The organism is Aromatoleum aromaticum EbN1 (assembly GCF_000025965.1).
GTDB lineage: Bacteria > Pseudomonadota > Gammaproteobacteria > Burkholderiales > Rhodocyclaceae > Aromatoleum > Aromatoleum aromaticum.
Genome location: NC_006513.1, coordinates 1100780 through 1125603 on the forward strand (window position 1 = coordinate 1100780; position 24824 = coordinate 1125603).

Consider the following 24824-nt stretch of genomic DNA (forward strand, 5'->3'; position numbering starts at 1 on the left):
GAAAGCCTTACTTTCCCGGACGGGAAAGCCATCTACAGTCGCGGCAATGGCTGCTCGTGAGCATCGCCAGTTGAATCAGCTCACCCAATGATTTGACCCCGAGCTTGCTCATCAGCCGACCCCGATGCGCCTCCACGGTCTTATGGCTGATCCCCAGAATTCGTGCAACTTCCTTGCTGCTGTTCCCACCGACAACCAGATCGAGAATTTCCTTCTCTCTCTGTGAAAGGCTTTCGAGGCAGTCGCGATATTTGAGCTTCTCGCTTTGCTTGCCCATCGCCTCCTTGCTCAGCGTCAGCGCCGCATTGACCGCGTCGAGCAGATCCTGATTGCGGTAAGGTTTCTGCAGAAAGTCGATGGCACCTTTCTTGATCGCTTGCGCCCCGATCTGCGCATCGCCGTATGCCGAAAGAAAAATGATCGGCAGGCTGAACCCTCGTGCGCAAAGTGCCTCCTGAAGTTGCAAACCGCTCAGCGCCTGCATCCGGACATCGAGAATGAGACAGCCATAGGAACAGGAAATATCGGCGTCGAGAAACGCCTGCGCCGAGTCGTACATTTTCACATCGAGCGCAATCGAGCTGAGCAACCAGTTCAGGGAATGCCGAACCGACTCTTCGTCGTCGACGACGAACACGGTCGGCAAAGTATCTTCCACCTGCATCGACTCCTCCTTTGTTCATTACCGGCGCCGCGGACGAAGGCTCTTCGGCCTCCATGCCTGCACCGGATCTCCTCCTACATCGGCAAGGTAAATTGAAAGCGCGATCCTCCTTTGCCGATTCTCGAAAAAGAAAGCTGCCCGCCGTGCGATTCGACGATCGACCGGCAAATCGTCAGCCCTATCCCCATCCCGTCCGGCTTGGTCGAAAAGTAGGGTTCGAAGACACGCTTGGCGGCCTCTCTCTCGAGCCCCGTCCCGTGGTCCTGAACGAACACCTTCACCGCCCTGCCCTCGCCGACGATTTCGCTGCCGATGACCAGCTTCCGCGCCTCGGCCGGCAGCGTCGTCATGGCCTCCATGCCGTTCTTCATCAGGTTGAACAGTACCTGCTGGATCTCGACCTTGCACAGCGGCACCAGCGGCGGATTCGGCAGCAGTCGGAGGTCGACCTCGACGTCGTGACGGCGGACTTCGAAATTGAGAAACGAAAGCGCGTCCCTGATCACTTCGTTGATGTCTTCCGGTTCCTTGTCCGGCTTGTGCTTGCAGACAAACTCCTTGACGTGACGCAGGATCTCGCCGGCCTGCTCGAGATACTTGAGCGCCAGGCCGACGGACTCGGTGATCTCCTCCACGCCTTCGACGCGCTCGAGCCGAAGCCGGCAGCCGTTCAGGTAATTGACGGCGGACACCAGCGGCTGGCCCATCTGGTGCGCGAGGGCCGCAGCCATTTCGGCCATCGAATTGATCCGGCCGAGTCGGGTCAGCTCCGCATGGCGCAGGCGTTCCAGTTCTTCAATGCGCTTGCGGTAGGTGATGTCGGTAAAGGCCGCGACGACGAACTGCTTGTGCTTGCGTTCGAGGAGGGATGAACTGACGCTCAACCAGCGCAGCTTGCGGCCCTTCTCGTCGCGCATGCCGATTTCGATGTTGTTGATCGAATCCTTCTGACAGTCGCGGATCTGCCAAGGCAGTTGGTGGCGGGGGATTTCCGTCCCGTCGTGCAAAAAGAATCGCAGCGGCAGCTTGCGCCAGCTCTCCGGTTGAATTCGCCGCGCGCCGACCATCTCCGCGAACTGGCAATTGGCCTCGAGAATGTCGCCATGCGCATCGGTAATCGAGATTCCGATCGGCAGCATGTGAAAAAGCTTCTGGTATTTCTCGCGGTTCTCGTTGGCGACTTCCTCGGCGCGCTTGCGCGTGACGACTTCCTGCTTGAGGCTCGCGACGTGCCGGCTCAGCTCCACGGTGCGCTGCTGCACCAGAATTTCGAGTTTTTCGACGTCGGCCTTCAGTTCGTCTTCGAGCCGTATATGTTCCGATATGTCCTGCACCACCCAGATGCTGCCGAGCTTCGGCTCGGCGGGGTCGAGCAGCGTGCCGCTGACGATGCACCAGATCAGCGTTCCGTCCTTGCGGACGAACGGCCGCTCCTCCTTGAAAGTATGGTGCCGCTCGAAGAAGTGGCCGTATTTCTCGCCGATCGTCGCAAACGAGTCGTCACTCGGGTAGTGCACCCGCACCGACTGCTTGTCGAGCTCACCGCGTCCGTAGCCGAACAATTCCTCGTATCGCGTGTTGCAGCGCCTGATTATGCGGTTGCGCAAATGGCAGATCGCCACAGGCGTGTTGCGAAAGATCGCCTCGTAGCCGACCGAGGCATCCTCGTCCTGTTCGTCGTCCTGCTCCACATCGAACGCGTAACCCATCATGCGCATCGCCTCCTTGCGTCCGCCCAAGATGTTCCGTTGACCAAACAGTCAGTCTCCGTACAGTCGGCTACTTATACAGTACGATAGTGCTCGGCCCGGCGCAACCGGCGCGCCGACGGCCGCGGAATATCGTTCCCGTTGCGCGGCCCGACGCTGCCACGATTGGAGCGCACTGCGCCGACGCCATTAAGGGCAATCCCTCCTCTCCTTAAGTGTTCGCACCAATTGGTCGCACCGAGAGCCGATGCTTAAATACACCACATCGACGTTAGGCCCGGGTGCTCCGGAAACGGATTCCTCCGATGCACGCGGATCAACAACCTTCGCAAGAAACGCAGGGGCTGTCGTGAGAATTCCTCTTGTTACCGAAATACAGAGGTTCAGCCTGCAGGACGGGCCGGGAATCAGGACCACCATCTTCCTGAAAGGCTGCCCGCTGCACTGTCCATGGTGTCACAACCCGGAAACCCAGGACGCGCGACAGGAATTCTATTACTACCCTGCCCGCTGCGTCGGCTGCGGCCGGTGCGTCGCAGTCTGTCCGGCCGGAACATCCCGCCTGGTGCATCATTCGGACGGCCGCACGAGGATCGAGCTCGACCGCACGAACTGCCAGCGGTGCATGCGCTGTGTCGCTGCCTGCCTGACCGAGGCCAGGTCGATCGTCGGCCAGCGCATGAGCGTCGAGGACATACTGCGCGAAGCGCTGTCGGATTCGGCGTTCTATCGCAACAGCGGCGGCGGCGTCACGATCAGTGGCGGCGAGCCGCTCTATTTCCCCGAATTCACGCGGCAACTCGCGGGCGAATTGCACGCCGCCGGCGTGCACGTCGCGATCGAAACCTCGTGCTTTCCGAAGAACAGGGAGACCGTCGAATCGCTTCTCGATGTCGTCGACCTGTTCATCGTCGATCTCAAGTCGCTCGATCCGCGCAAGCACTTCGAGGTCATCGGCTGGCCGCTCGCGCCGATTCTCGCGAACCTCGAAATGCTGTTTGCCGCCGGGGCGAACGTACGCATCCACATTCCGTTGATTCCTGGTTTCAACGATTCGCCCGCCGACTTCGACGCCTATGTCGACTATCTCGGCAGCCGTGCGGAATCGATCACCGGCGTCGACCTGCTCAGTTTCCACAGCTACGGCGAAGGCAAGTACGCGTTTCTCGGCCGATCCGACAGCTATCAGTACAGCGGCGTGGAGGAGCCCCCCGCCGAGAAGACCATGCCGTTGGCACGGGCGTTGAAGAACAAGGGGCTTGCCGTCACCGTCGGCGGCATCGTCGGCATCATCGATAGCAAAAGCGAGCTGACCGATGGCGACATCCTTGAAGTGCACCAATGATCCGCAATAGGAGGAAACCAAATGACAACGTGCAAGGACTGTGAATTCTTCTTTTCCGTTCCTGAAGATGCCGACGATTTCGAGAAATCCAAGGGAGATTGCGTCACCCAAAAGGAAGATGAAAAAGGCAAGTACTGGCTGACCCGGCCGGTCTTCGAGAACGACCAGTGTTGCGGCACGTTCCACAAACGCTGAGCACCGCCACCGAATAACAGGACAAGGTAGGAGACAGGAATGACCGGCGCACAAACGATGGAGTACAAGGGTAAAGTCCTGCAGTTCACCCCGGAGAATCCGGCCGAGGCCGATATCCCGGCTGACGAACTGCACGAGCACTTGCAGAATCCGTCCACCGAGCGCACCCGCCGCCTCAAGGCGCGCTGCCGCTGGAAGCACGCATCGGCCGGCGAATTCTGCGAGAAGGGCGTGACCGCCGGCATCGAGCGCATGCGGCTGCTGACCGAATCGCACTGGGACACCCGCGGCAAGCCCGAGCCGATCCGCCGCGCACTCGGGCTGAAAAACATCCTCGACAAATGCACGCTCGTGCTGCAGCCCGACGAATTCATCGTCGGCTACCACGCCGAGGACCCGAACATGTTCCCGCTGTATCCGGAACTGTCGTACATGGCGGTGCAGGATTACCTCAAGAGCAAGTACTCGCCGCAGCCGGCCAAGGAAGCCCAGGAGATCGTCGATTACTGGAAGCCGTTCAGCCTGCAGGCCCGCTGCGAGCCCTATTTCGACCCGGTCGACCTGCGCCGCGGCTACCAGGTCAGCACGATCGAAGGCCCCGTGTTCGCGTCCGGCTACAACAGCGTGATCCCGCCCTACGAGACGATTCTCGAAGACGGCCTCCTTGCGCGGATCGCGCTGGCCGAAAAGAACATCGAGCATGCGCGCGCGGAAATGGAGAAATTCCCGTGGAACGCGCCCACCGGCCTGGAATGGATCGACAAGATCGACAACTGGGAAGCGATGGTGATCGCCTGCAAGGCGGTCATCGCGTGGGCGCGCCGCCACGCGCGGCTGTGCAAGATCGTCGCCGAACGGTTCGAGACTGACCCGAAGCGCAAAGCCGAGCTGCTCGAAATCGCGGACATCTGCCAGCGGGTGCCGGCGGAACCCGCCCGCGGCCTGAAGGACGCGATGCAGGCGAAGTGGTTCACATTCCTGATCTGCCATGCGATCGAGCGCTACGCGAGCGGCTACGCGCAGAAGGAAGATTCGCTGCTGTGGCCGTATTACAAGGCGAGCGTGATCGACAAGACCTTCCAGCCGATGGAGCACAAGGACGCGGTCGAACTCATCGAGATGGAACGGCTCAAGGTCTCCGAGCACGGCGCCGGCAAGTCGCGCGCGTACCGCGAGATCTTCCCCGGCTCGAACGATCTCTTCATCCTGACCTTGGGTGGCACCAACGGCGACGGCTCGGATGCCTGCAACGACATGACCGACGCCATCCTCGAAGCGGCCAAACGCATCCGCACGACCGAGCCGTCGATCGTCTTCCGCTATTCGAAGAAGAACCGCGCCAAGACGCTGCGCTGGGTCTTCGAGTGCATCCGCGATGGCCTCGGCTATCCGTCGATCAAGAACGACGACCTCGGCATCCAGCAGTTGCTCGAGATGGCGAAATACAGCCGCAACGGCAACGGGGTGACGCCGGAAGAGGCGCACTACTGGGTCAATGTGCTATGCATGGCACCCGGTGTCGCCGGTCGGCGCAAGGCGCAGAAGACGCGTTCCGAAGGTGGCAGCGCGATCTTCCCGGCGAAACTCCTTGAAATCACGCTCAGCAACGGCTACGACTGGTCGTACGCCGACATGCAGATGGGCCCCGAAACCGGGCACGCGAAGGATTTCGCGACTTTCGACCAGCTCTGGGAAGCGTTCCGCAAGCAGTACCAGTACGCGATCGCCCTGGCGATCCGCTGCAAGGACGTGTCGCGCACGATGGAGTGCCGTTTCCTGCAAATGCCGTTCGTCTCGGCGCTCGACGACGGCTGCATGGAACTCGGCATGGATGCGAACGCGCTGTCGGAGCAACCCAACGGCTGGCACAACCCGATTACGACGATCGTCGCCGGCAACTCGCTCGTCGCGATCAAGAAGCTGATCTACGACGAGAAGAAGTACACGATGGAGCAGCTCATGGACGCCCTGAAGGCGAACTGGGAAGGCTACGAGGAGATGCGCCGCGACTTCAAGAACGCGCCGAAGTGGGGCAACGACGACGACGCCGCGGACACGCTTATCTCGCGTTTTTACGAGGAAATCCTCGGCGGCGAGATGATGAAGAACATCAACTACTCGGGTGGCCCGGTCAAGCCGGTGGGACAGGCGGTCGGCCTCTACATGGAAGTCGGCTCACGCACTGGTCCCACGCCGGACGGGCGCTTCGGCGGCGAAGCGGCCGATGACGGAGGCATTTCGCCGTATTCGGGCACCGACAAGAAAGGGCCGACCGCGGTGCTGCGCTCGGTGTCGAAAGTGCAGAAAAATCAGAAGGCCAATCTGCTCAACCAGCGTCTGTCTGTCCCGATCATGCGCAGCAAGCATGGGTTCGACATCTGGCACGCCTACATGGACACCTGGCACGAGCTCAACATCGACCACGTGCAGTTCAACGTGGTCAGCACCGAGGAAATGAAAGCTGCGCAGCGCGAGCCTGAAAAGCACCAGGACCTGATCGTGCGGGTATCCGGGTTCAGTGCCCGCTTCGTAGACATCCCGACTTACGGGCAGAACACGATCATCGCCCGCAACGAACAGGACTTCAACGCACAGGATCTCGAATTCCTGAACGCCGAACTGTGACGGCGTGGGCCGGGAACGCGGCGAAACGACCCGCGTTCCTGCCCTCTCCCGCGGCTTCCACGGATTGATCGACAACCTTGTCATTGGGATACCCATCATGAGCGCAACCCCGCATACCCAGGTGCACTGGGAAGAAAACACGCCAAGCCCCTGTCGCAAGTGCAAATGGCAGACGCCCGACCCGACGGATCCGCTGCGCGGTCAATGCACCGTCAACCGGCACGCGATGGGCGGCGTCTGGAAACGCTGGATCCGCGACGTCGAGCACATGACCTGCAGCCGTCACGAGGAAGGCGAACTGAGCTTCCGCGACCACGTGTAACGCCACGCGTGCCGGAATGATCCGACGGCCGTGCGGGGGCGACATCCTCCCGCCGGCTGTCGAACCGGACGGGCCGGCGTGCCCGAAATGCTTCCCCTCCCCCAACAGGGCCAGACATCATGAAGACCAGCGGACTCCTCGACAGCGTGCACGTCCCGGCCGCCGACCCCTACTACTACCTGAATACCGAGACCCTGAGCCTGCTCAACCGCATTCACCGGATCTCGGAGAAACATCCGGTCAATGTGCTGGTCGTCGGCAAGCAGGGCTGCGGAAAATCTTCCCTCGTGCGGCAATACGCTGCCGTGCACCGCCTGCCGCTGGCGACTTTCCAGATCGGCGTGCTGTCCGAACCCGGGCAGCTCTTCGGCGAATACGCGCTCGAAAACGGCGAGACCCGCTACAAGCAGTTCCTGTTTCCGCAGGCGATCCAGACGCCGCGCTGCGTGATCCACCTCGAGGAGATCAACCGCCCGGAGCATCCGAAAGCGCTCAACATGCTGTTCTCGATCCTGTCGGACGACCGCCAGGTGTGGATGGACGAGCTCGGACTGCTGAAGGTCGCCGACGGCGTGGTGTTCTTCGCGACGCTCAACGAAGGCGACGAATTCGTCGGCACCGAACTGCTCGACCCGGCACTGCGCGACCGCTTCTACGTCACCGCGATGGACTTCCTACCCAACGACGTCGAGAAGGAAGTGCTGCAGAAGAAGGCCGGCGTCACGCCCGCGCAGGCGAGCGAGATCATCAACGTCGTCAATAGCCTGCGCGCGAGCCCGGAACTCGGCGTCGAGGTGTCCACACGCAAGACGTTGATGATCGGCGAGATGATCGCGGCCGGCGGCAGCCTGCGCGAAGCGATCGCCGCGAGTCTGCAGACGGACCGCGAGACGCTCGAGTCGGTGCTGCTGTCGCTGCACGTCGGTCTCGGCAAGATCGAGCGGGGCAAGACCGAATACGTGCTGTTCACGCCGCGCCCCTGACCCGTTTCGCCCGCGCTCCCTCCTCCACACAAGGGATTCCGTCGATGCCTTCAACTCCCGCCTCGCCCGTGATCGAACGCTTCGAGATTCCCGGCGCGGAAGGCCATTCCGAGTTCTGGCGCCGCGACAGGTCGCCGATCGAACCGCTGGAGCTCGCGAAGCTGCTGCGGGCGCTGCGCAAGGTGGCCGCGTTCGTCGGCCGCAACACCGGCGACATCATCTGGTCCGGCATGGCCGAGGACGGCTCCGGGACGATCGCGATCGACCCGTCACCCGTTCTCGGCTGCTACCCGGTCCCGGCGGCGCTGACCGACCTGATGGTCGGCATCACCGCCCACGAAGCCACCCTGCGCACCGAATGGAGCGCGCGGGTCCACGAACTCGCGCACGCCCGGCTCGAGCCGCCGCCGCAATACGAGTACAAGTTCAGGCTCTTCGTCGACCTGTGCGAAGCCGTCTACGTCGATAACCTCGCGAACCGCAACGTCCTCGGGCGCTACACGGAGATCGCGCGGCGCTGGCGCGTCGAGAACAACGCGCGCAAGCTGCTGTCGCCGCCGACGCTGTCCGAGTTGCTGCACCTGTGGTGGGTTTTCGCGACCAACGGCGACGCGGAGCGGTACCGGACGCGATGGCTCGATCCGTGGCTCGAAGGCCTGCTCGACCGGGCCGCGTTCGACAAGTTCTACCGCGAACCGCTCGAACAGCTCGCTACGCTCGTGCCTGCGCTGCGCGAGCAGTGCCCGGCGATTCCCGGGATCGCCGAGCGCGTCGAGTTCCGTGTCGAGCGCTACCTGGCATTGTGGAAAACGCTGCTGCCGCGCGTGCGCTTCTGGATCGGCGACAGCGGCGACCGGTTCATGGTGCCTGCCGAGTGCGACGACGACGCCGCAACCGAGGACGCCGAGCGCAAGGCGGTCAAGGCGACCATCGTCAGCTACGCGAAACTGATCGAGCGCGCGCTGCCGGCGAAGAACCGCGACCTCACCGGGCAGGTGCTCGACAACGTGATGAACGCCGAAGGCGTCGTCCGTATCGAGGGCAGCGACATCCTGATGCCGGCGCAGAACCTCGTCGACGCAGTGTTGCGGCGCAAGCTCGAGCGTGTCGTGCGCAGCGCCGCGCAGCGCACAGCCGCGTTCAACCGCGGGCTCACCTCCGGCAAGATCCACAGCCGCCGCCTGTATCGCGCGCATACCACCGGCACGGTGTTCCAGGAAAAGAAGAACGAATTCGACCTGCGCAACGACGTCGTGCTGCTCGTCGATGCGACCGGCTCGATGGCCGATCCAGCGAAATGGAACCAGGCCGAGACGCTGTTCCAGACCCTGTTCATGGCCATTCACGCGTACGCGAAGAACGCGCGTCTCTTCGCCTACAACGAGGCGCGCGGCGCGTGCCGGATCTCGGAGCTGTTCCGCGGCGGGCGCATGCACACGGTGCTGCCGCAAGGCAAGACGGCGTCCGGCGAGGCGATCATCGCCACCGTGCTGGCGAGCCCGAGTCGCGCGCGGCGCCGCATCGTCGTGCACATCACCGACGGCGCGTCGAACTGGGGCTGCGGCGTGGCCGAGGCGATCGCGTTCTGCCGCCGGCGCAACATCGGCCTGCTGACGCTCGGCATGGGCTGCAGCCCGGCCGCGAAGCAGTCGCTGCGCGACGAGTACGGCAAGCTCGTGCAGTTCGTCGACGATCCGGGCGAGCTGCCGCCCCTGCTCGCGAGCCTGCTCAATTACGACGCTCGCCACTGAGGACGCGCCATGACGGAAACGCTCGTCGCTCACGTGCTCGACTATGAATGGGGGCTGTTCATCCAGGTGCGCGGCGCCGGTCCCGCTCCGTGCCAGAGCGCTCCCGACAGTTTCCGCGCGATTCGCGGCAGCCTCTTCGCGCTATGGACCGACGAAATGCTCGCGGCCTACCTCGAAACGCTCGAACGCGCGGTCGCGCAGGGGCGCAACCCGCTCGCCGAGAAATACGCGCGCATGGACGGGCTGATCCCGCCGCTGTCCGACAACCCGCTGATTCCAACGATCGTCGCGATCGAGGAGCGCTGGCAGGGCGAGCTGCAGGCGCGTTTCCCGGCGCTGTACCGCCGCTGCTGCCGCAGCCGCGCGCCGACCGGGGACGGGCGGGAGTTCTCGGTCTATCTGCATTGCGAGCTAGAGACGTACGGCGAGCGGACCGTGCAGCTCTACTACGAGAACGTCGCGCGCGCCGACGCCGCCGGCCGCAATCTCGCGATCGACGCGCTCGACCGCCTCGTCGCGCAAAGCGGCTACGCCGATCTCGAACAGGCCGAGCGCGTGCTGGCCGGGCAGGCGTCAGGGTGAACGGCTCGAGTCCGCGCTTCGCTCGCGCTCCAAGGCCCGCGCCGGCCGAGACGCGCGTTGCCGCCGTGCTGCTGCCGGGCCGCACGCGCCCCGCGCATCTGCTGTGGCTGATCACCGGCTTCTGGATGCTGCAGCCGTTGTCGACGGACCTGTATCTGGCGTCGCTGCCGGAACTGGCGTCGTATTTCCATGCGTCGCCGGCGCTCGTGCAGCAGACGCTGTCGATGTTCGCGCTCGGCGTCGCGGTGTCGCAGCTCGTCAGCGGACCGCTGTCGGACCGCTTCGGCCGGCGTCCGATCCTCCTCGCCGGCGTGCTGGTCTACGCCGCGGCGAGTCTCGCCTGCACGCTCGCGACGCGCATCGACGCGCTGCTCATCGGCCGCTTCATGCAGGCTGCCGGTAGTTGCACGGTCGCGGTGATCGCCCGCGCGGTGGTCCGCGACACCTACCCGATCGGTGAAGGCGCGCACGTGATCGCCCGCTCGACGAGCATCCTCGCGGTGGCGCTGCTGCTCGCCCCCGTCGTCGGTGCGCAGCTCCAGGCATCCTTCGGCTGGCGCGCCAACTTCGCGCTGCTGACGCTCGGCGGCGCGGCGCTCGGGCTCGCGTCGGTGCTGCGCTTCGCCGAGACGATTGCGCGTCGCAACCCCGCTGCGATGCGGCCGGCCACACTGCTCGGTAACTACGGCGCGCTGCTGCGCAGCCCGGCGTTCTGGGCTTACGCGTTGCCGGGCAGCCTCTCCTTCGGCATGGTGTTCGTCTACATTTCCGGCGCCTCGTTCGCGCTGATCGACGTGCTGCACGTGCCGACGCGCTACTTCGGCTACTGCTTCGCGCTGGGCGTGCTCGGCTATCTCTTCGGCACGCAGGCGTGCCGGCGCCTGCTGCGGCACTACGGGCTGTCGCGCACGCTTCGCGTCGGCAGCACGCTCGGGCTCGCGGCGGGCACGACGTTCGCCGCAGGGCTCGCGCTGGACCTGCAGCACTGGGCCACCGTCGTCGTCGCGCACTTTCTCGTCACGCTCGCGCATGGCATCAACAGCCCGTGCGCGCAGAGCGGCGCCGTCGCGCCATTCCCCGAAAAGGCCGGCGCCGCGGCGGCCTTGCTGGGGTCGCTGACGATGCTCTGCGCCTTCTCGGTCGCGACGCTGCTCGGCGCGACCTACGACGGCACGCTCCAGCCGCTGGCGACCCTGTCCGCGCTGCTCGCGATCGCGCTGTTCGTCGCCGAGCGCGCGCTCGCCGCGCATCGCCTGCGGGACAAGGCCCTGTCATGACGCATTCCGGATCCGGCCCGGACGCCGCATGGATCGCCGCGCACGCCGAAGCCTCGCGCTACGTCCTGTCCGAACACGTGATCCGCTCGCTGATGGCGGGACGGATCGAGGTCGCGCAGATCGAAGCGGCGCTGCGCGGCGGCCGCATCATCGAGGAGCACCGGCACCCGGAGCGCAAGACCGCCTACCTGCTGTGCGCCCTCCACGACGGCCGGCCGGTGCACGCGATCGCGGCCCCCGCGGCCGACGGCTGGCTCGTCGTGACCCACGCCTACGTGCCGGCACCGCCGCTCTGGCGCACTGCCCTGCATCGTTCCTCCGGAGAACCGACGATGTCCGATTCGATCACCCAGTGTTTCTTCTGCGGCGGCGCCATCAAGCAGGTGACCGTCGGCAATTTCGACTACCGTCTCGAAGGCCGGCTGTACGTCATCAAGAAGGTTCCCGCCGGCCTGTGCGGGCAGTGCGGCGAAAAATACGTCGACGCCGAGGTCGGCCGGCGCCTCAACGCGCTGATCGTGCGGCAGGCCTTTACCGGCAGCGAAACGGTCGGCGTCATCGACTACGCGACCGCGCCGTGAACGGCCTGACGCTCGCCGAACGTTACTTCGAGCGCTACGGCGACGAATTGCTCGGGGGCGAGTTCGCGCCTTGGCGCGAACGCGTCGCGGTCGGGCTCGCCGGTGACGGTTCCGACTGCCTCGGCTTCGACGACGAACAGTCGCGCGACCACGACTGGGGTCCGGGCTTCTGTCTGTGGCTGACCAATACGGATTACGCCGCGATCGGCGCGTCGCTGCAGCAGGCCTATGACCGACTGCCGAAGTCGTTCGCGGGCTTCGAGCGCTCGACCACCGAGTGGGGCGGCGGACGTGTCGGCGTGCTCGAGATCGGCGCCTGGTACAAGCAGTATCTCGGCCATCCGGACGGCCCGCAGACGCTCTTCGACTGGCTGCGCATCCCGGAAAAGAATCTCGCTGCGTGCACCTCCGGACGCATCTTTCACGACCCGCTCGACGAGTTCTCGCGGCGCCGACGTGAACTGCTCGCGTTCTATCCGGAAGACGTCAGGCTCGCGAAGATCGCCGCCCGCTGCATGTCGATCGGCCAATCGGGCCAGTACAACTTCGCGCGCTCGCTCGCCCGCAGCGAGCTTTTCGCGGCGCGATATGCGGAAACCAAGTTCTGCAACGATCTGATGTCGCTCGTCTATCTGCTGAATCGTCGCTACGCGCCGTATTACAAATGGCTGCACCGCGGCCTGCTCGCGCTGCCGCGGCTAGGCTGCATCGTTCATTCGCAGGTCACGGCGCTGGTGTCGTCGACCGACCCGAACCTGAAGCACGCGCGCATCGACACGCTGTGTGAGGCCGTGATCGCCGAGCTTCGCGGCGAAGGGCTGACCGACTCGGACAGCCCATTTCTTGTCGATCACGGTCCGCTCATCCATGAGCGCATACACGATCCATCATTACGCCCCCTGAGCGTCCTGATCGGCTAGGGCAGCAACGGGAGAGATCCTCATGGCGAAACGGATACTGATCATTGGCGGCAGCTATTTCTCCGGCCGAGTCTTCGTCGAGGAAGCGCTGAAGATGGCGGACGCCGAACTGCATGTCTTCAACCGCGGCAACCTGCCCTTGCGCATGGAGCGCGTGACCGAGCACGTCGGCAACCGGGAGCACCCCGACCGGGTGCGCGAGGGCATTCCGGACGGGGCATGGGACGCCGTCGTCGATTTCTGCGCCTACACCCCGGCTCACGTCGAAACCCTGCTGCGCAATCTGCGTGGCACGGTCCGCCAGTACCTGCTGATCAGCACCACGACCGTGTACCAACAGTCCGCTGGCCGGCCGGTCGACGAGAACGCCCCCCTGCTCGACGGCCCGCAGCCGGAACTGGGCGACTACGCCGATTACGGCTACGACAAGTGCCTCGCCGAGCGCGCCGCGCGGCGCGAATGCGAGCGGCTGGGGATCGCGCTCACGGTGCTGCGACCGGCCATCATCTACGGCTATTACAACTACGCGCCGCGCGAGACGTATTTCTTCGACCGACTGCGCAATCGCGAGCCCGTCGTGATCCCCGAGCCCGCCCGCTCGTCGTTCAACTTCATATGGGTCGTCGACATGGCGCACCTCTTGTGGCGGTGCATCGGCGATCCGCGCGTCTTTGGCGAAACCTTCAATCTCGCCTCGGGCGAAGCGGTGACTCACGCGCGCATCGTCGAAGCGCTCGGCGAGATCGTCGGCAAGACCATCGAAACGCTGCCCCTGCCGGTCGAGGAGATCGCCCGTCGCAACATTCCGCTCCCCTTCCCGCTCGACGAGCACCTTCTCTACAGCGGCGCGAAGATCGACCGCCTGTTCGGCTTCGAGCACACGCCATTTCGCGCCGGCCTGCGCGAAGCGCTGAAGTACTACCTGATGACGAAACGCCGGCAAGAGGCCCTCGCCGGCGAGGCGCGATGAACGCCGACCTGATCCTGTGCAATCTCGTCGCCTTCACGCCGGAGCGCGCACAGAACGCGCGCCGCGCCGAGCTGATCGCGATCAGGGACGGCCGCATCCTTCACGTCGGTGACCGCAGCGCGCGCGCGGCGCTGGCGGGACCGCACACACGCTTCGTCGACTGCCAGGGCGCGACGGTGGTCGCGGGCTTCAACGATGCCCATTGCCATCCGGTCGCATTCGCGATGACGACGCGCTACGTCGATTGCTCGCCGGCACGCGTCGGCAGCATCCCCGAGCTCATCGACGTGCTTCGCGCCCGTGCTGCCGATATGCGGCCCGGCAACTGGCTGCGAGCCGCGAATTACGATCCGGCGACGCTCGCCGAACAGCGCCCGCCGAACCGCTGGGAGCTGGACCGCGCCTCGCCCGCGCATCCGGCGATCCTCGTCGAGCGCGCGGGGCAGCATTGCATCCTCAACAGCCAGGCGCTTGCCTTATGCGGCATCGAAGAGTCGGCGCAGACATCGGATGCCGGACTGATCCACCGGGATCCGGCGAGCGGCCGGATCAACGGCATCGTCTCCGGCAACCACGCGCAGATCGCCGCGGCGATCCCGCCGCTCGCACGCGACGAGATCGATGCCGGCCTGCGCGCGGCGAACCGCATCTTCCTCGAATCCGGCATCACCTCGCTGCAGGACACGAGCTGGTCGAACACGCCGGCGCACTGGCAGGCGATGGCCGACTACAAACGGCGCGGCCTGCTCGCCCCGCGCGTGTCGCTATGCGTCGGCGCCGATGCCGTGGCCGCCTTTGCGGAACAGGGACTGCGTTCGGGAAGCCCCCACGCCGACTGCGAGCCCGACGCACTGCGCATCGGCGCGGCGAAGATCGCGCTCGACGAGAGCACCGATAATCCAGACCCGCCGCAAGAGCTGCTCGACGACACCGCGCTCGCCGCGCACCTGGCCGGCTTCCAGCTGGCGTTTCACGTCCCGGACCTCGGCCTGCTGCAGCGCTCGCTGAACACCCTCGCGTTCTTGCGCGAAAGCTGTTTCCAGTCGTGTTGCCGTCCGCGTTTCGAGCACTGTCCGGTATGCCCGCCCGAATGGATGGACCGCCTGGCGTCCAGCGGCGCAGTGGTCGTCGCGCAGCCCGCGCTGCTTCAACTGGCCGGCCCTGCCTACCGTGAGAGCGTGCCGGCCGATCAGCAGCACCAGCTTTTTCCGTTCCGTTCGTTTCTTCGTCACGGCATTCCGCTGGCGTTCGGCTCCGACGCGCCGCTGGTTTCCTGCGCCCCGCTCAACGGGCTGCAAACCGCAGTCACCCGCCGGGACGACGCAGGCGGTCGCGTCGCGGCGGAGGAAGCCATTTCCGTGGCCGAGGCCCTGCACCTTTACACCTGCGGCGGTGCCTATGCAGCCGGAGAGGACGACGCGAAAGGCACGATCCAGGCCGGCAAGCGCGCCGATCTGGTAGTCATCGCCGGTGCCGGGGAATGGGCGACCGCCGACGACCTCGAGCGCGCGCAGGTCGTCATGACGCTGATTGACGGCAAGATCGCTTGGGCGCAATAGCGCCGAAGCGGAATCGTTTCGGATCGGATTGCGACCGGGGGAGATGTTAGCTCTTCCCGGACCCCATCGAGTAGGTGAATCTCCTCAATTTCCTCCCCTTTCTGCTCATAAATGAGTAGATTATATTTATTCCCTCATTTTTTTGAGGAGATAAAGGAGATCTTCTCAATGACGCAGAAACTACAGCCGGACGCCATTCTTGAAGCGGTCAAGGCGCTTGAAGCGGAAGGCGCTCAGGGTGCCTCGTCGTCCGAAATTCATGCACGAGTCGGCGCCAGCTACGCCACGGTCGGGAGGCTTCTGGACAAACTCGTTCAGGCCCATGCCCTTGTCCGGACCGGGAAAGCGCGGGCCACCCGGTATTTCCTGGCACCGGTCGAAACCGACGTAAGAGAAACGCTCCGCGTCACGGACTTCGTAACCGCGACCGTATCGCCCCCTTGGTCCGACAGAGCGCGGTCATTGCTGGAAGTTCTCAACCGCCCGCTTGGGGCACGAACGCCCGTGACCTACCAGCGCCGGTTTCTCGATGATTACGCTCCGAACGAATCCGCCTTGCTGCCCCGCGAACTCGCGGACGGCTTGGCACAGGAAGGCCGGATGCAGGGGCAGCAACCGGCGGGGACCTATGCCCGGAAGGTCCTCGAACAGCTCCTGATCGATCTGTCCTGGTCGTCGTCCCGGCTGGAGGGCAATACCTATAGCCTGCTGGCGACGGAAGCGTTGTTCAAGAGCGGTGACCCACCGACGGATTCGGAAGGCGTGATGCTGCTCAACCACAAGCGCGCCATCGAATTTCTGGTCGACGCGGTGCCGACCTACGGTCTCAGCGATATCGTCATCCGCAACCTGCACGCGCTGCTGATGCAGGACCTGCTGGCCGATGCCGCAGGGCTGGGCGCGATCCGGACCAAAGTGGTCAATATCTCGGACACCACTTATGTCCCCTCACAGGTGCCCCAGCTTCTTGACGAGATGCTCTCCCGGATCGTTGCCAAGGCCCAGCTCATCAAGAGTCCGGCGGAGGCCGCGTTCTTTCTGTGGGTGAACCTCGCTTACCTGCAGCCCTTTGAAGACGGCAACAAACGCACCAGCAGGCTCGCGGCGAATATCCCGCTGATGCTCTATAACTGCGCGCCGCTTGCCTTTCTCGATGTCGATCAGCAGGACTATGCGAAAGCGATGCTGGGCATCTACGAACTGATTGACGTCACGCTGGCAGCTGAACTCTTCACGTGGACGTACCGGCGGTCCATCCGCAAATACAAAGTGATCCTGGAAGCGATGGGATCGCCCGATCCCTTCAGGGTTCGCCACCGCGAACACTTGAGCGAAGCCGTGCAGCGCGTTGTGAAAAACGGCCTGCCCCTGCAGCAGGCGGTCGCGGCCCTGGGGCTACTCCCCGAGGACATCGGGCCGTTCGTCGAGGCGCTGGAAGCGGAACTCAAAACACTAACCGCGCACAACTGCGCGCGGTACCGGTTGACCATCGGGGAGGTGCAGGCCTGGATCGAACGCGGCAAGCCGATCTGAGCGCCCCCAGGAAACGGCTTTGCCGTTTCCGCCCCCCCGAGGGGGACAAGAAAACTTGGGGCGGCCCGGCGTTTTCTTGAGCACTTGGGTATGGACGGACAATAGAACGATCGTGTGCCGTCCGGCGCCGCACCGCGCGGATTGCTTGCGGCCGGCAGCGACTCGCCGGCTGGTCATCAGGCGCCGCGGAATTCCGGCGCGCGGCGCTCGCCAAAAGCCTTGAAACCTTCCTTGCGGTCCTCGGTATCGCGCAGCACGCCCCACAGCAGGTGCGAAAAGAGAATCCCGTGCTCGAGCGGCATGTCCTGGCCGAGCACCGCGGCCTGCTTGGCCGCCTGCACGCTCAACGGCGCCGCGCTGGCGATCTTCTCGGCGTACGATTTCGCCAGATCCGCGAGGCCGGAGGGTTCGACGACGTCGCTGACCAGGCCGTAGCGCAGTGCCTCGTCGGCCGAGATCATCTCCCCGGTCAGCAGCATCTTCATCGCCACCGCCTGCGGCATCGCGCGCGGCAGCACCTGCGTGCCGTTGAGGCCGGCGAGGCTCGCGACCTTGACTTCGGTCAGCCCGAACTTCGCGTTGGACGACGCGATCCGCAGGTCGCATGCGAGCGCCATCTCTAGCCCGCCGCCCACCGCGTAGCCGTTGATCGCGGCGATGATCGGCTTCCACATCTTCATGTGCGGCAGGATCGGCTGGCCGTCGCGAAGATAGGTCGCGGCCATGCACTCGGTCGGCGGCGGCGCCTTCTTCATGTCCGTCCCGGTGCAGAACGCCTTCTCGCCCGCGCCGGTCAGCACGGCGACGCGGATGTCGGGATCGGTGCGCACGCGGGCCCAGATTTCGGTCAGATCGGCGGTCGATTCCGGATCCAGCGAGTTCATCGCTTCGGGACGATTCAGGGTCACGTACGCGACGTGGTTCGATATTTCCAGCATTACCGGCATGCGATTCTCCTCTGCTCTTCGTGTCCGGCGCCCGTTCAGGCGACGACGAACGGACTGTAGGGCCTGCCGTCGGTCAGCAGCTTCTTCGCGATCGACAGGCGGTGGATTTCGGAGGCGCCCTCGACGATCCGCCAGATCCGGACCATGCGCGCGACGTATTCGACGCCCAGCTCGCGCGACAGGCCCAGCCCGCCGTGCAGCTGGATCGCGCGGTCGGCGACGCGCGTGAGCATTTCGGTCGCCGCGACCTTCAGCGACGACGCTTCGATGCGCAGATCCTTGTGCCCCTGGTCCGACTTCCACGCGGTGTAATAGAGCTGCAGGCGGACCTGTTCGAGCTCGATCGTCGAATCGGCGATCCAGTTCTGCACCGTCTGTCGGTCGGCGAGCGGCTCACCGAAGGTGCGCCGCAGGTTCGCCTGGTCGATCATCATCTGGATCAGCCGCTCGGCCATGCCGGTGCAATGCGCCGCGAGTTCGATCCGCCGCACGCCGAAGCGGTTCTGCAGCGGGATGAACGCGTCGCCGACCTCGCCCAGCACCGCTTCGTCGCCGACGCGGACGTTGTCGAGGTACACCGTCCAGCTCGGCATCGCGCCGATCACCGGGATCTCGGCGCCGATGCGCACCCCCGGCGTGTCCTTGTCGAGGATGAACGCGGTGAAGCGCCGCTTGGTTGCCGCCGCCTTGTCGGTCACGGCGATGCAGATGAAGAACAGCTCGTCCTTGTCGCACTTGCTGATGAAGATCTTCGACCCGTTGATCACCCACTTGCCGTTTTCGCGCACCGCCGTCGTCGCGAGTCCGCTGATATCGGAGCCCGCGGCCGGCTCGGTCGCCATCATCGCCGAGTCGATTTCGCCCCGGCAGTAGCGGCGCACGTATTTCTCGCGCTGCGCGGGGGTGCCGCATTCGTTGAGGTAATAGAGGTTGGGCGCATCGGGCGGCAGCGTAAAGCCGTGGTGCGAGAAGCCGACCAGCGACTTCGACATTTCCTCGACGACCAGGGTCTTGGCGAACATGCCGAGCCCCTGGCCGCCGAGCTTCTCGTCGACCTCGATGCCCCAGAAGCCCATCTCCCGGGTGATATGCATCAGACGCTCGTGATCGGCGGCCGGCAGCAGCGTGTACCCGTCGGTCCACATCCGCATTTCCCGCTCCAGCAGGACCTTTTCCAGCGGCATCAGCTCGTTGGTGGTGAACCGCAAGGCCACCTCCTTGAGCATCGTCTGTTCTTCGGATAGGGAAAAATCCATTTTTCGTCTCTTGTCCTGTGTTTATCGGGCCCGCTGCACCAATTCCGGCCTTCAATCGGTGTCCGAGCGCATCAACGACTCGATCTTGTCCGCCAGCGCCTCGCCGCCCCCGCAGCGGCATTTCGCCGCGGCCACCCGCATGCCATCTTCGAAAACGGCCATCAGCGCCTCGCGGATCGTCGCGCCGTCGTGACAGCCGCCGACCATCAGGCAGGCCGCATACGGGTGGTATTCGCCGGCGCCCACGGACATGCCGCATTCGGGACAGGTGTATTGCGAGAGGCCGACTGGAACGGAAGCGGTAGCTCCGGTTTGACGCAGGTCTTGCTCATGCATGATTCATCCTCCTTTTGGCTGGACTCGCGGCCGCCCGTCTGGCTTCATCGGCGCCCGCCCACAACACTGGCCGGGGTCCCTCACACCAGGACTTCGTGACTGACCAGATTCTCGATTTCGTCATGCGAATAACCGAGCATCCCGCCGAGCACCTCGCGGGTGTGCTGCCCGATCGACGGCGCCGCGGTCTTCATCTCGAGCGGCGTGCGCGAGAACACGATCGGCGCGCGGTTGTAGAGCGTGACGCCGACTTCGGGGTGGTCGAGGTAAGCCCAGAAGCCGCGCCGGCGCAGATGCTCGTCCTCGATCGCCTCGCGTGCGTCGCGCACTTCGCCCGCCGGCACGCCGGCCTTCAGCAGTTCGGCCATCAGCCAGTCGCCGTACTGCGTCGCGGTCCAGGCCTCGATGCGCTCGTCGAGCTCGGCCGCGTTCCGCCGGCGCATTTCCGCGCTCGCGAAGCCGTCGTCCTCGGCCCACGGCGGATTGCCCATCACGCGGCGCAGCGCGGCCCACTGCGCGTCGTCGAACACCGCGATCGCGATCCACTTGCGGTACCCGAGCGTCGTATAGACGCCGTGCGGGGCGGCCTCCGCGTCGCCGTAACCCTGCGGTCCGAGCACCTCGCCATTGGCGGCGAAAGCCATCGGCGCGCTCGGCGTCATCGAGATCGCCGACTCGAGCTGCGACAGGCTGACCGTCTGGCCCCGCCCGGTCACCTCGCGCTCGAGCAGTGCCGCCATGATCCCGAACAGCGTATGCGTCGGCACCATCACGTGGTCGGTGTAGTTCGTGCCGGTGCCGAACGGCGGCGCGCCGGCAAAGCCCGCGCGCGCGGTCAGGCCGCACAACGCATTGAGGTTCACCCCGTAGCCCATGTAGCGGCTGTGCGGCCCGTCGGTGCCCTGCATGCTCATCGTCACGTAGATCGCGCGCGGGTTGATTTTCTGCACCTCGTCCCAGCCGAGCTTCCACTTCTCCATCTGGCCGACGCGGAAGTTGTTGATGACGATGTCGCTCTTTGCGATCAGCCGCACCGCGACTTCGCGGGCACTCGGATGGTTCATGTCGAGCGCGATGTCGCGCTTGTTCGCGTTGCGCGCCGCGAAGTAGCCGCTGCGGTCGAGGCCCGTGCCGATACCGTCCTTGAACGGCTCGCCGCGGCGCAGCGTGTCCGGGCGCTTGACGCTCTCGATCCTGATCACGTCCGCGCCGCACTGCGCCAGCACGCTCGTCGCGATCGGCCCGGCGCCGACCCACGAGAAATCGCACACGACGATGCCCTCCAGGGCACGCTCAACGCTGTTCGGCATACACCGCCCCCTCCCGCACCAGATTGTCGATTTCCGACGCCGAATAGCCGCATCCGGCGAGGACTTCCCGCGTGTGCTCGCCGAGCCGCGGCGCATTGCGCCCGAGCCGCCACTGCATCTCGCCGAATTCGTACGGCGCACCCGGATAGGTGACGTTAGCGCCGAGCGTGTCGTTGAACTGCGTCTGCCAGAATCCCCGATGCGCGAGCTGCGGGTTCGCGAGCAGATCGCGGCCGTCGCTGACCGGTGTCACTGCGACGTTGAAACGCTGCCCGATCTCGTACAGATAGGCCTTGCTGCGGGTGCGCGTGTAGCGCTCGAAGACGCGGCAGAAGGTCGCGTAACCCTCCTCCGAAGTCCGGTACGCGTAGTCGATCCACTTGTCGTCGTCGAGGACTTGCCACTCCTCGACGCCTTCGGCCTCCATCCAGCGCACGAACGGCGTCCACATCGGCTTGTTGCGGCCCATGATCGCCACCAGCGCGATGAACCCGTCGGCACAGGGGTGCAGCGTCGCGCTGCCTGCCTCACGGCCGCGCCCGCGCCGGATCTTGCCCTCGAGGTCCCAGAACTGCGCGGCGTTCTCGAGCGCCATCGCCTGGGCTTCGATACAGGCCACATCGACCACCTGGCCGCGACCGCTGCGCTGCGCGCTGAACAGCGCGATCGCGCTGCCTACGGCCGCATACGCCTCGGCCATCCGGTAGGCCTGGTTGTCCGGCGCGCGCACCGGCTTGTCGCCATCGACGCCGGCGAGGTAGAGAAAGCCGCTCAGCGCCGAACAGGTGAGGTCCGAGCCCGGATACGGGGCCAGCGGGCCGGTGCGCCCGAACGGCGTGATCGACGTCTGCACGAGGCGGGCGTTGTCGCGGCTCAGGACCTCGTAGGACAGACCCAGCCCGTCCAGCCAGCCCGGGCGGCAGCTCTCGATCAGCAGATCGGCGCCGTCGCACAGCCGGCGGAACGCGGTGCGTCCCGCCTCGTGCTCGAGATCGACGGCGATGCCGCGCTTGCCCGCGTTGTAGTAGAGGTACTGCAGGCTCGCCTGAGCGTCGCGCCGATCACCGAACCACGGCCCGACGCGGCGCAGCGGATCGCCCGCGGGCGACTCCACGTGAATCACGTCGGCACCGAGTCCGGCGAACATCTTGGCCGCGTACGGCCCGAGCTCGCCAGTCATGTCCAGCACCCTGAAGCGGGAGAAATCCTGTCCCATGTCACCTTCCCCTTGCCGACCGACCGCCGAGTATCACCGCATCAGCCCGCGAACAGGCTCCGCCCGCCGCACACGTACAGCACCTGGCCGGTAACGAAGCCGGTGTCGTCGTCGGCGAGGAAGAGCAGCGTGTTGGCGATGTCGTCGGGCTCGCCGAGCTTGCCGGTGGGTTGCCGCGACAGCAGGAAATTCCGGTCCTTCTCCGGCAGCTCCTCCCACATCGGCGTGTGGATCAGCCCCGGCGCGACACAATTGACCGTGATCCCCGAGCGCCCAAGCTCGATGGCGAGCGCCCGCGTCATGCCGACGACACCAGCCTTCGCGGATGAGTACGGCGTCTGGCCGGCGCCGCCGAGCCACGCGCGGGACGCGATATTGACGATGCGCCCGTGCTTGTTCTCGACCATGTGCCCATGCACCGCCTGCGTGCAGAGGAACGTGCCCTTCAGGTTAACGTCGACGGTGATGTCCCAGTCGGCCTCGCTCAACTTGCGCAGCGCGCCCGCCCGCTCCATGCCGGCGTTATTGACGAGGATGTCGATGCGGCCGAACGCCTCGACCGTCTGCTGCACCATGCCATCGACGGCCGCCTTGTTGCTGATGTCGGCGACCGTGCCGAGCACGCGATGCCCAAGCCGGCTGAACTCATCGACCGTCGTGCGCACCTTCTCCGCGTCGATGTCGTTGATGACGACCGCCGCCCCGCGCTCGGCGAAGCGCAGCGCCGTCTGTTTTCCCATGCCGCTCGCCGAACCGGTGACCAGCGCGACCCTGTTCTGAATTCCCATTGCCGTCTCCGTGGTCAAATCGACATCGAAAAGTACGCGCTCTTGCCGCCGCAGACGAAGAGCGTCTGCCCGGTGACGTACTTCGAGCTGTCGGCCGCGAGAAAGCCGACCGCGTTGGCAACGTCGGCGGGCGTACCCAGCCGCTTTACCGGAATGCTGCCGGCGAGCTTTTCCCGCTCGGCCGCGGGCGTGGCGTCGCTGTCGAGATCGCCGATGACGACCGTGCTCACCGTAACGCCGTCGCGCGCCGATTCGAGCGCCAGCGCCCGCGTCAGTCCGAACAGGCCCGAGCGCGCGGCCGCGACGTTGGCGGTGTTGGCGAGCCCGAGATAGCGCAGGTCGCTGAGGCACACGACGCGACCGAAGCCGCCCTTGCGCATCCCCGGCACGACTTCGCGCAGATAGTGGAACGGCGCAGCGAGCCCCGCGTCGAGCGCAGCACCGACGTCGGCGTCCGCAATCTCCTGCAGCGGCTTCGCAGCGAGCGCGGCCTCGTTATGGACCAGGATGTCGATCCGACCGTAGCGCGCCATCACCCGCGCCACCGTGTCCCGGATCTCTCCCGGTTCGACCGCATTCGTTACCATTGCGATCACCGTCACCCCCTTCTCGACCAGTCGCGACGCGAGCCTGTCGAGCCTGCCCGCGTCGGCGCCGACGAGCGCGAGTTGCACGCCGGGGCGGGCGAGCCGCAACGCGACCGCCTCGCCCACTGCATCGTCGGCATTGACGATCAACGCCACTCTTTCCTTGCCTTTCGATTCCATCACCCCACCCCCTCGGTTACCAGTCGCTCACCAGCATGTGCATCGTGCATGCCGCGTGTTCCGTGCCCGACAGGCCGCCGCCCGTCACGTGCGTCATCGCCACGCGCGGCACCGGATCGACCTGGTAGCCGGGGCACTGGTTGCGCATCTGCTTGACGCTGGCGGCGATCTGCGCCGCGCCCGAGGCGCCGATCGGGTGTCCGTACGACAGCATGCCTCCGCGCGGACTGACGACGCATTTGCCGCCGTGCGTTGCGTTGCCGTCGCGCAGGAACTTCAACCCTTCGCCTTTCGGGCACAGGCCGAGGCACTCGTAGTACAGCAGCTCGGCGATCGTGAAGGCGTCGTGCAGTTCGACGATATTCACGTCCTGAGGTCCGATGCCCGACTCTTCGTAGAGCTGCGCCGCCGTCTCCTCGGTGATGTCGTCGCCGGTGATGTCGCGCGGCCGGTTGTGGTACGGCCCGGAGCGCACGACCGAGCCGGCGACGAGGATCGGCTTGTCGATGCCGAGCTTCTTCACCATCCGTTCCGAGCACACGACAACCGCGCCGGCGCCGTCGGCGATGCCGCAGCACTGCTGCAGCGTCAGCGGCGAGGCAACGACGCGCGACTTGACGACCTCCTCGACCGAAATCTCGCCCTTGAACCACGCATACGGGTTGTTGGTCGCGTGGCGGCGGTTCTTCACCGTGATCATCGCCAGGTCCTCGGCCGTGGCGCCCGTTTCGTACATGTAGCGCTGCGCGCGCATCGCGTACTTGCCGGTCATTACCGCGCCATGCACCGTCTCGATGTCCGACATCGCGGTCGCGAACGCCGTGCCCTGCGCCATGTGCAGCGTGTGGTTCTCGCAGCCGATGCCGATCGCGACGTCGGCGAGCCCCATCGCGACATCGCGCACCGCCAGGTGGATCGCCATGCCGCCCGCCGAGCAGGCGCTCTCGACGTTGATGATCGGCAGATGGCCGCACATGCCGAGGTCCTTGAGCACCGTCTGCCCGGTGACCATGCCGTTGGTGCCGTTGCCGATGTAGGCGCTCTGCACCATCGTCGGGCGGTCGATGTTCGACGCCCTCAACGCCTCGAGTGCGGCGGCCCGCCCGAGCACGTCGAAATCGACTTCATGTCGCCCGAATTTCGTCTCGCCGACGCCGGCGATATAGACTTTGCGCTGCAGTTTCATTT

The 24824-nt window shown here is 65.3% G+C and carries 23 protein-coding genes; 13 read left to right on the plus strand and 10 right to left on the minus strand.

Annotated features, from left to right (window positions below):
- Positions 1 to 7: 7 nt before the first annotated feature.
- Both EBN1_RS05270 and EBN1_RS05275 read right to left on the minus strand, forming a co-directional pair.
- Positions 8 to 664: a response regulator transcription factor gene (locus EBN1_RS05270; protein ID WP_011236880.1), complete on the minus strand. Its 657-nt coding sequence runs from the start codon at positions 662 to 664 to the stop codon at positions 8 to 10.
- Positions 665 to 738: 74 nt separating this feature from the next.
- Positions 739 to 2376, minus strand: a complete 1638-nt coding sequence (locus tag EBN1_RS05275; protein ID WP_162014367.1) for a PAS domain-containing sensor histidine kinase — start codon at positions 2374 to 2376, stop codon at positions 739 to 741.
- 346 nt (positions 2377 to 2722) lie between these two features.
- On the opposite strand from EBN1_RS05275, the gene bssD reads away from it, so the two are divergent.
- The 13 genes from bssD to EBN1_RS05340 all read left to right on the plus strand — a co-directional run bounded on the left by bssD (position 2723) and on the right by EBN1_RS05340 (position 17016).
- On the plus strand, positions 2723 to 3718 hold the full coding sequence (gene bssD, locus EBN1_RS05280; RefSeq protein WP_011236882.1) for a [benzylsuccinate synthase]-activating enzyme: 996 nt from the start codon (positions 2723 to 2725) through the stop codon (positions 3716 to 3718).
- Between the two features lie 21 nt (positions 3719 to 3739).
- Positions 3740 to 3913 carry a benzylsuccinate synthase subunit gamma gene (gene bssC, locus EBN1_RS05285; RefSeq protein WP_011236883.1) on the plus strand — a complete coding sequence of 58 codons (174 nt, stop codon included), beginning with the start codon at positions 3740 to 3742 and terminating at the stop codon, positions 3911 to 3913.
- 39 nt (positions 3914 to 3952) lie between these two features.
- Positions 3953 to 6538, plus strand: a complete 2586-nt coding sequence (bssA, locus tag EBN1_RS05290; RefSeq protein WP_011236884.1) for a benzylsuccinate synthase subunit alpha — start codon at positions 3953 to 3955, stop codon at positions 6536 to 6538.
- A 97-nt stretch (positions 6539 to 6635) separates the two neighbouring features.
- A complete protein-coding gene (gene bssB / locus EBN1_RS05295) occupies positions 6636 to 6860 on the plus strand; it encodes a benzylsuccinate synthase subunit beta (protein ID WP_011236885.1) in 225 nt (74 codons plus the stop codon).
- A 119-nt stretch (positions 6861 to 6979) separates the two neighbouring features.
- Positions 6980 to 7843, plus strand: a complete 864-nt coding sequence (locus EBN1_RS05300) for an AAA family ATPase (RefSeq protein ID WP_011236886.1) — start codon at positions 6980 to 6982, stop codon at positions 7841 to 7843.
- Positions 7844 to 7887: 44 nt separating this feature from the next.
- Entirely contained in the window at positions 7888 to 9594 is a 1707-nt protein-coding gene (locus EBN1_RS05305; RefSeq protein ID WP_011236887.1) for a vWA domain-containing protein, read from the plus strand.
- Between the two features lie 9 nt (positions 9595 to 9603).
- Entirely contained in the window at positions 9604 to 10176 is a 573-nt protein-coding gene (locus EBN1_RS05310) for a DUF4125 family protein (protein ID WP_011236888.1), read from the plus strand.
- Positions 10173 to 11453, plus strand: a complete 1281-nt coding sequence (locus tag EBN1_RS05315) for a multidrug effflux MFS transporter (protein WP_011236889.1) — start codon at positions 10173 to 10175, stop codon at positions 11451 to 11453. The genes EBN1_RS05310 and EBN1_RS05315 overlap by 4 nt, the downstream gene beginning before the upstream one ends.
- The gene (locus EBN1_RS05320) at positions 11450 to 12034 is read left to right on the plus strand and encodes a DUF4258 domain-containing protein (protein ID WP_011236890.1); all 585 of its coding nucleotides are present in this window, start codon (positions 11450 to 11452) and stop codon (positions 12032 to 12034) included. The genes EBN1_RS05315 and EBN1_RS05320 overlap by 4 nt, the downstream gene beginning before the upstream one ends.
- The gene (locus EBN1_RS05325) at positions 12031 to 12954 is read left to right on the plus strand and encodes a DUF4037 domain-containing protein (RefSeq protein ID WP_011236891.1); all 924 of its coding nucleotides are present in this window, start codon (positions 12031 to 12033) and stop codon (positions 12952 to 12954) included. The genes EBN1_RS05320 and EBN1_RS05325 overlap by 4 nt, the downstream gene beginning before the upstream one ends.
- A gap of 22 nt (positions 12955 to 12976) precedes the next feature.
- Positions 12977 to 13924, plus strand: a complete 948-nt coding sequence (locus tag EBN1_RS05330; protein ID WP_011236892.1) for an SDR family oxidoreductase — start codon at positions 12977 to 12979, stop codon at positions 13922 to 13924.
- Positions 13921 to 15483 (plus strand): amidohydrolase, encoded by a 1563-nt coding sequence (locus tag EBN1_RS05335; protein ID WP_011236893.1) that lies wholly within the window; start codon positions 13921 to 13923, stop codon positions 15481 to 15483. The genes EBN1_RS05330 and EBN1_RS05335 overlap by 4 nt, the downstream gene beginning before the upstream one ends.
- Before the next feature lie 168 nt (positions 15484 to 15651).
- A complete protein-coding gene (locus tag EBN1_RS05340; RefSeq protein ID WP_011236894.1) occupies positions 15652 to 17016 on the plus strand; it encodes a Fic family protein in 1365 nt (454 codons plus the stop codon).
- A 176-nt stretch (positions 17017 to 17192) separates the two neighbouring features.
- Here the strand turns inward: EBN1_RS05340 and EBN1_RS05345 are convergent, their stop codons facing one another.
- The 8 genes from EBN1_RS05345 to bbsB form a co-directional block, all read right to left on the minus strand.
- A complete protein-coding gene (locus EBN1_RS05345; RefSeq protein ID WP_011236895.1) occupies positions 17193 to 17963 on the minus strand; it encodes an enoyl-CoA hydratase/isomerase family protein in 771 nt (256 codons plus the stop codon).
- Between the two features lie 35 nt (positions 17964 to 17998).
- On the minus strand, positions 17999 to 19219 hold the full coding sequence (locus EBN1_RS05350) for an acyl-CoA dehydrogenase family protein (protein ID WP_011236896.1): 1221 nt from the start codon (positions 19217 to 19219) through the stop codon (positions 17999 to 18001).
- Positions 19220 to 19270: 51 nt separating this feature from the next.
- Complete coding sequence (locus tag EBN1_RS05355) at positions 19271 to 19555, minus strand: hypothetical protein (RefSeq protein WP_011236897.1); 285 nt, start codon at positions 19553 to 19555, stop codon at positions 19271 to 19273.
- A gap of 80 nt (positions 19556 to 19635) precedes the next feature.
- The gene (locus EBN1_RS05360; RefSeq protein ID WP_011236898.1) at positions 19636 to 20865 is read right to left on the minus strand and encodes a CaiB/BaiF CoA transferase family protein; all 1230 of its coding nucleotides are present in this window, start codon (positions 20863 to 20865) and stop codon (positions 19636 to 19638) included.
- A complete protein-coding gene (locus EBN1_RS05365) occupies positions 20849 to 22081 on the minus strand; it encodes a CaiB/BaiF CoA transferase family protein (protein ID WP_011236899.1) in 1233 nt (410 codons plus the stop codon). Before EBN1_RS05365 ends, EBN1_RS05360 begins: the two co-directional genes overlap by 17 nt.
- A gap of 41 nt (positions 22082 to 22122) precedes the next feature.
- Entirely contained in the window at positions 22123 to 22869 is a 747-nt protein-coding gene (locus EBN1_RS05370) for an SDR family NAD(P)-dependent oxidoreductase (protein WP_011236900.1), read from the minus strand.
- Between the two features lie 14 nt (positions 22870 to 22883).
- Positions 22884 to 23636, minus strand: coding sequence for an SDR family NAD(P)-dependent oxidoreductase (locus EBN1_RS05375; RefSeq protein ID WP_011236901.1), 753 nt, complete (start codon positions 23634 to 23636; stop codon positions 22884 to 22886).
- Positions 23637 to 23652: 16 nt separating this feature from the next.
- Positions 23653 to 24822: a benzoylsuccinyl-CoA thiolase subunit BbsB gene (gene bbsB / locus EBN1_RS05380; protein ID WP_011236902.1), complete on the minus strand. Its 1170-nt coding sequence runs from the start codon at positions 24820 to 24822 to the stop codon at positions 23653 to 23655.
- Positions 24823 to 24824: the final 2 nt, after the last annotated feature.

Coding starts and splice junctions, on each gene's coding strand:
- EBN1_RS05345 (WP_011236895.1), bottom strand. CDS start 17,963: ATGCCGGTAATGCTGGAAATATCGAACCACGTCGCGTACGTGACCCTG.
- EBN1_RS05365 (WP_011236899.1), bottom strand. CDS start 22,081: ATGGGACAGGATTTCTCCCGCTTCAGGGTGCTGGACATGACTGGCGAG.
- EBN1_RS05370 (WP_011236900.1), bottom strand. CDS start 22,869: ATGGGAATTCAGAACAGGGTCGCGCTGGTCACCGGTTCGGCGAGCGGC.
- bssB (WP_011236885.1), top strand. CDS start 6,636: ATGAGCGCAACCCCGCATACCCAGGTGCACTGGGAAGAAAACACGCCA.
- EBN1_RS05355 (WP_011236897.1), bottom strand. CDS start 19,555: ATGCATGAGCAAGACCTGCGTCAAACCGGAGCTACCGCTTCCGTTCCA.
- EBN1_RS05300 (WP_011236886.1), top strand. CDS start 6,980: ATGAAGACCAGCGGACTCCTCGACAGCGTGCACGTCCCGGCCGCCGAC.
- bssC (WP_011236883.1), top strand. CDS start 3,740: ATGACAACGTGCAAGGACTGTGAATTCTTCTTTTCCGTTCCTGAAGAT.
- EBN1_RS05270 (WP_011236880.1), bottom strand. CDS start 664: ATGCAGGTGGAAGATACTTTGCCGACCGTGTTCGTCGTCGACGACGAA.
- EBN1_RS05330 (WP_011236892.1), top strand. CDS start 12,977: ATGGCGAAACGGATACTGATCATTGGCGGCAGCTATTTCTCCGGCCGA.
- EBN1_RS05275 (WP_162014367.1), bottom strand. CDS start 2,376: ATGATGGGTTACGCGTTCGATGTGGAGCAGGACGACGAACAGGACGAG.
- EBN1_RS05340 (WP_011236894.1), top strand. CDS start 15,652: ATGACGCAGAAACTACAGCCGGACGCCATTCTTGAAGCGGTCAAGGCG.
- EBN1_RS05335 (WP_011236893.1), top strand. CDS start 13,921: ATGAACGCCGACCTGATCCTGTGCAATCTCGTCGCCTTCACGCCGGAG.
- EBN1_RS05375 (WP_011236901.1), bottom strand. CDS start 23,636: ATGGAATCGAAAGGCAAGGAAAGAGTGGCGTTGATCGTCAATGCCGAC.
- EBN1_RS05305 (WP_011236887.1), top strand. CDS start 7,888: ATGCCTTCAACTCCCGCCTCGCCCGTGATCGAACGCTTCGAGATTCCC.
- EBN1_RS05310 (WP_011236888.1), top strand. CDS start 9,604: ATGACGGAAACGCTCGTCGCTCACGTGCTCGACTATGAATGGGGGCTG.
- EBN1_RS05350 (WP_011236896.1), bottom strand. CDS start 19,219: ATGGATTTTTCCCTATCCGAAGAACAGACGATGCTCAAGGAGGTGGCC.
- bbsB (WP_011236902.1), bottom strand. CDS start 24,822: ATGAAACTGCAGCGCAAAGTCTATATCGCCGGCGTCGGCGAGACGAAA.
- EBN1_RS05360 (WP_011236898.1), bottom strand. CDS start 20,865: ATGCCGAACAGCGTTGAGCGTGCCCTGGAGGGCATCGTCGTGTGCGAT.
- bssA (WP_011236884.1), top strand. CDS start 3,953: ATGACCGGCGCACAAACGATGGAGTACAAGGGTAAAGTCCTGCAGTTC.
- EBN1_RS05320 (WP_011236890.1), top strand. CDS start 11,450: ATGACGCATTCCGGATCCGGCCCGGACGCCGCATGGATCGCCGCGCAC.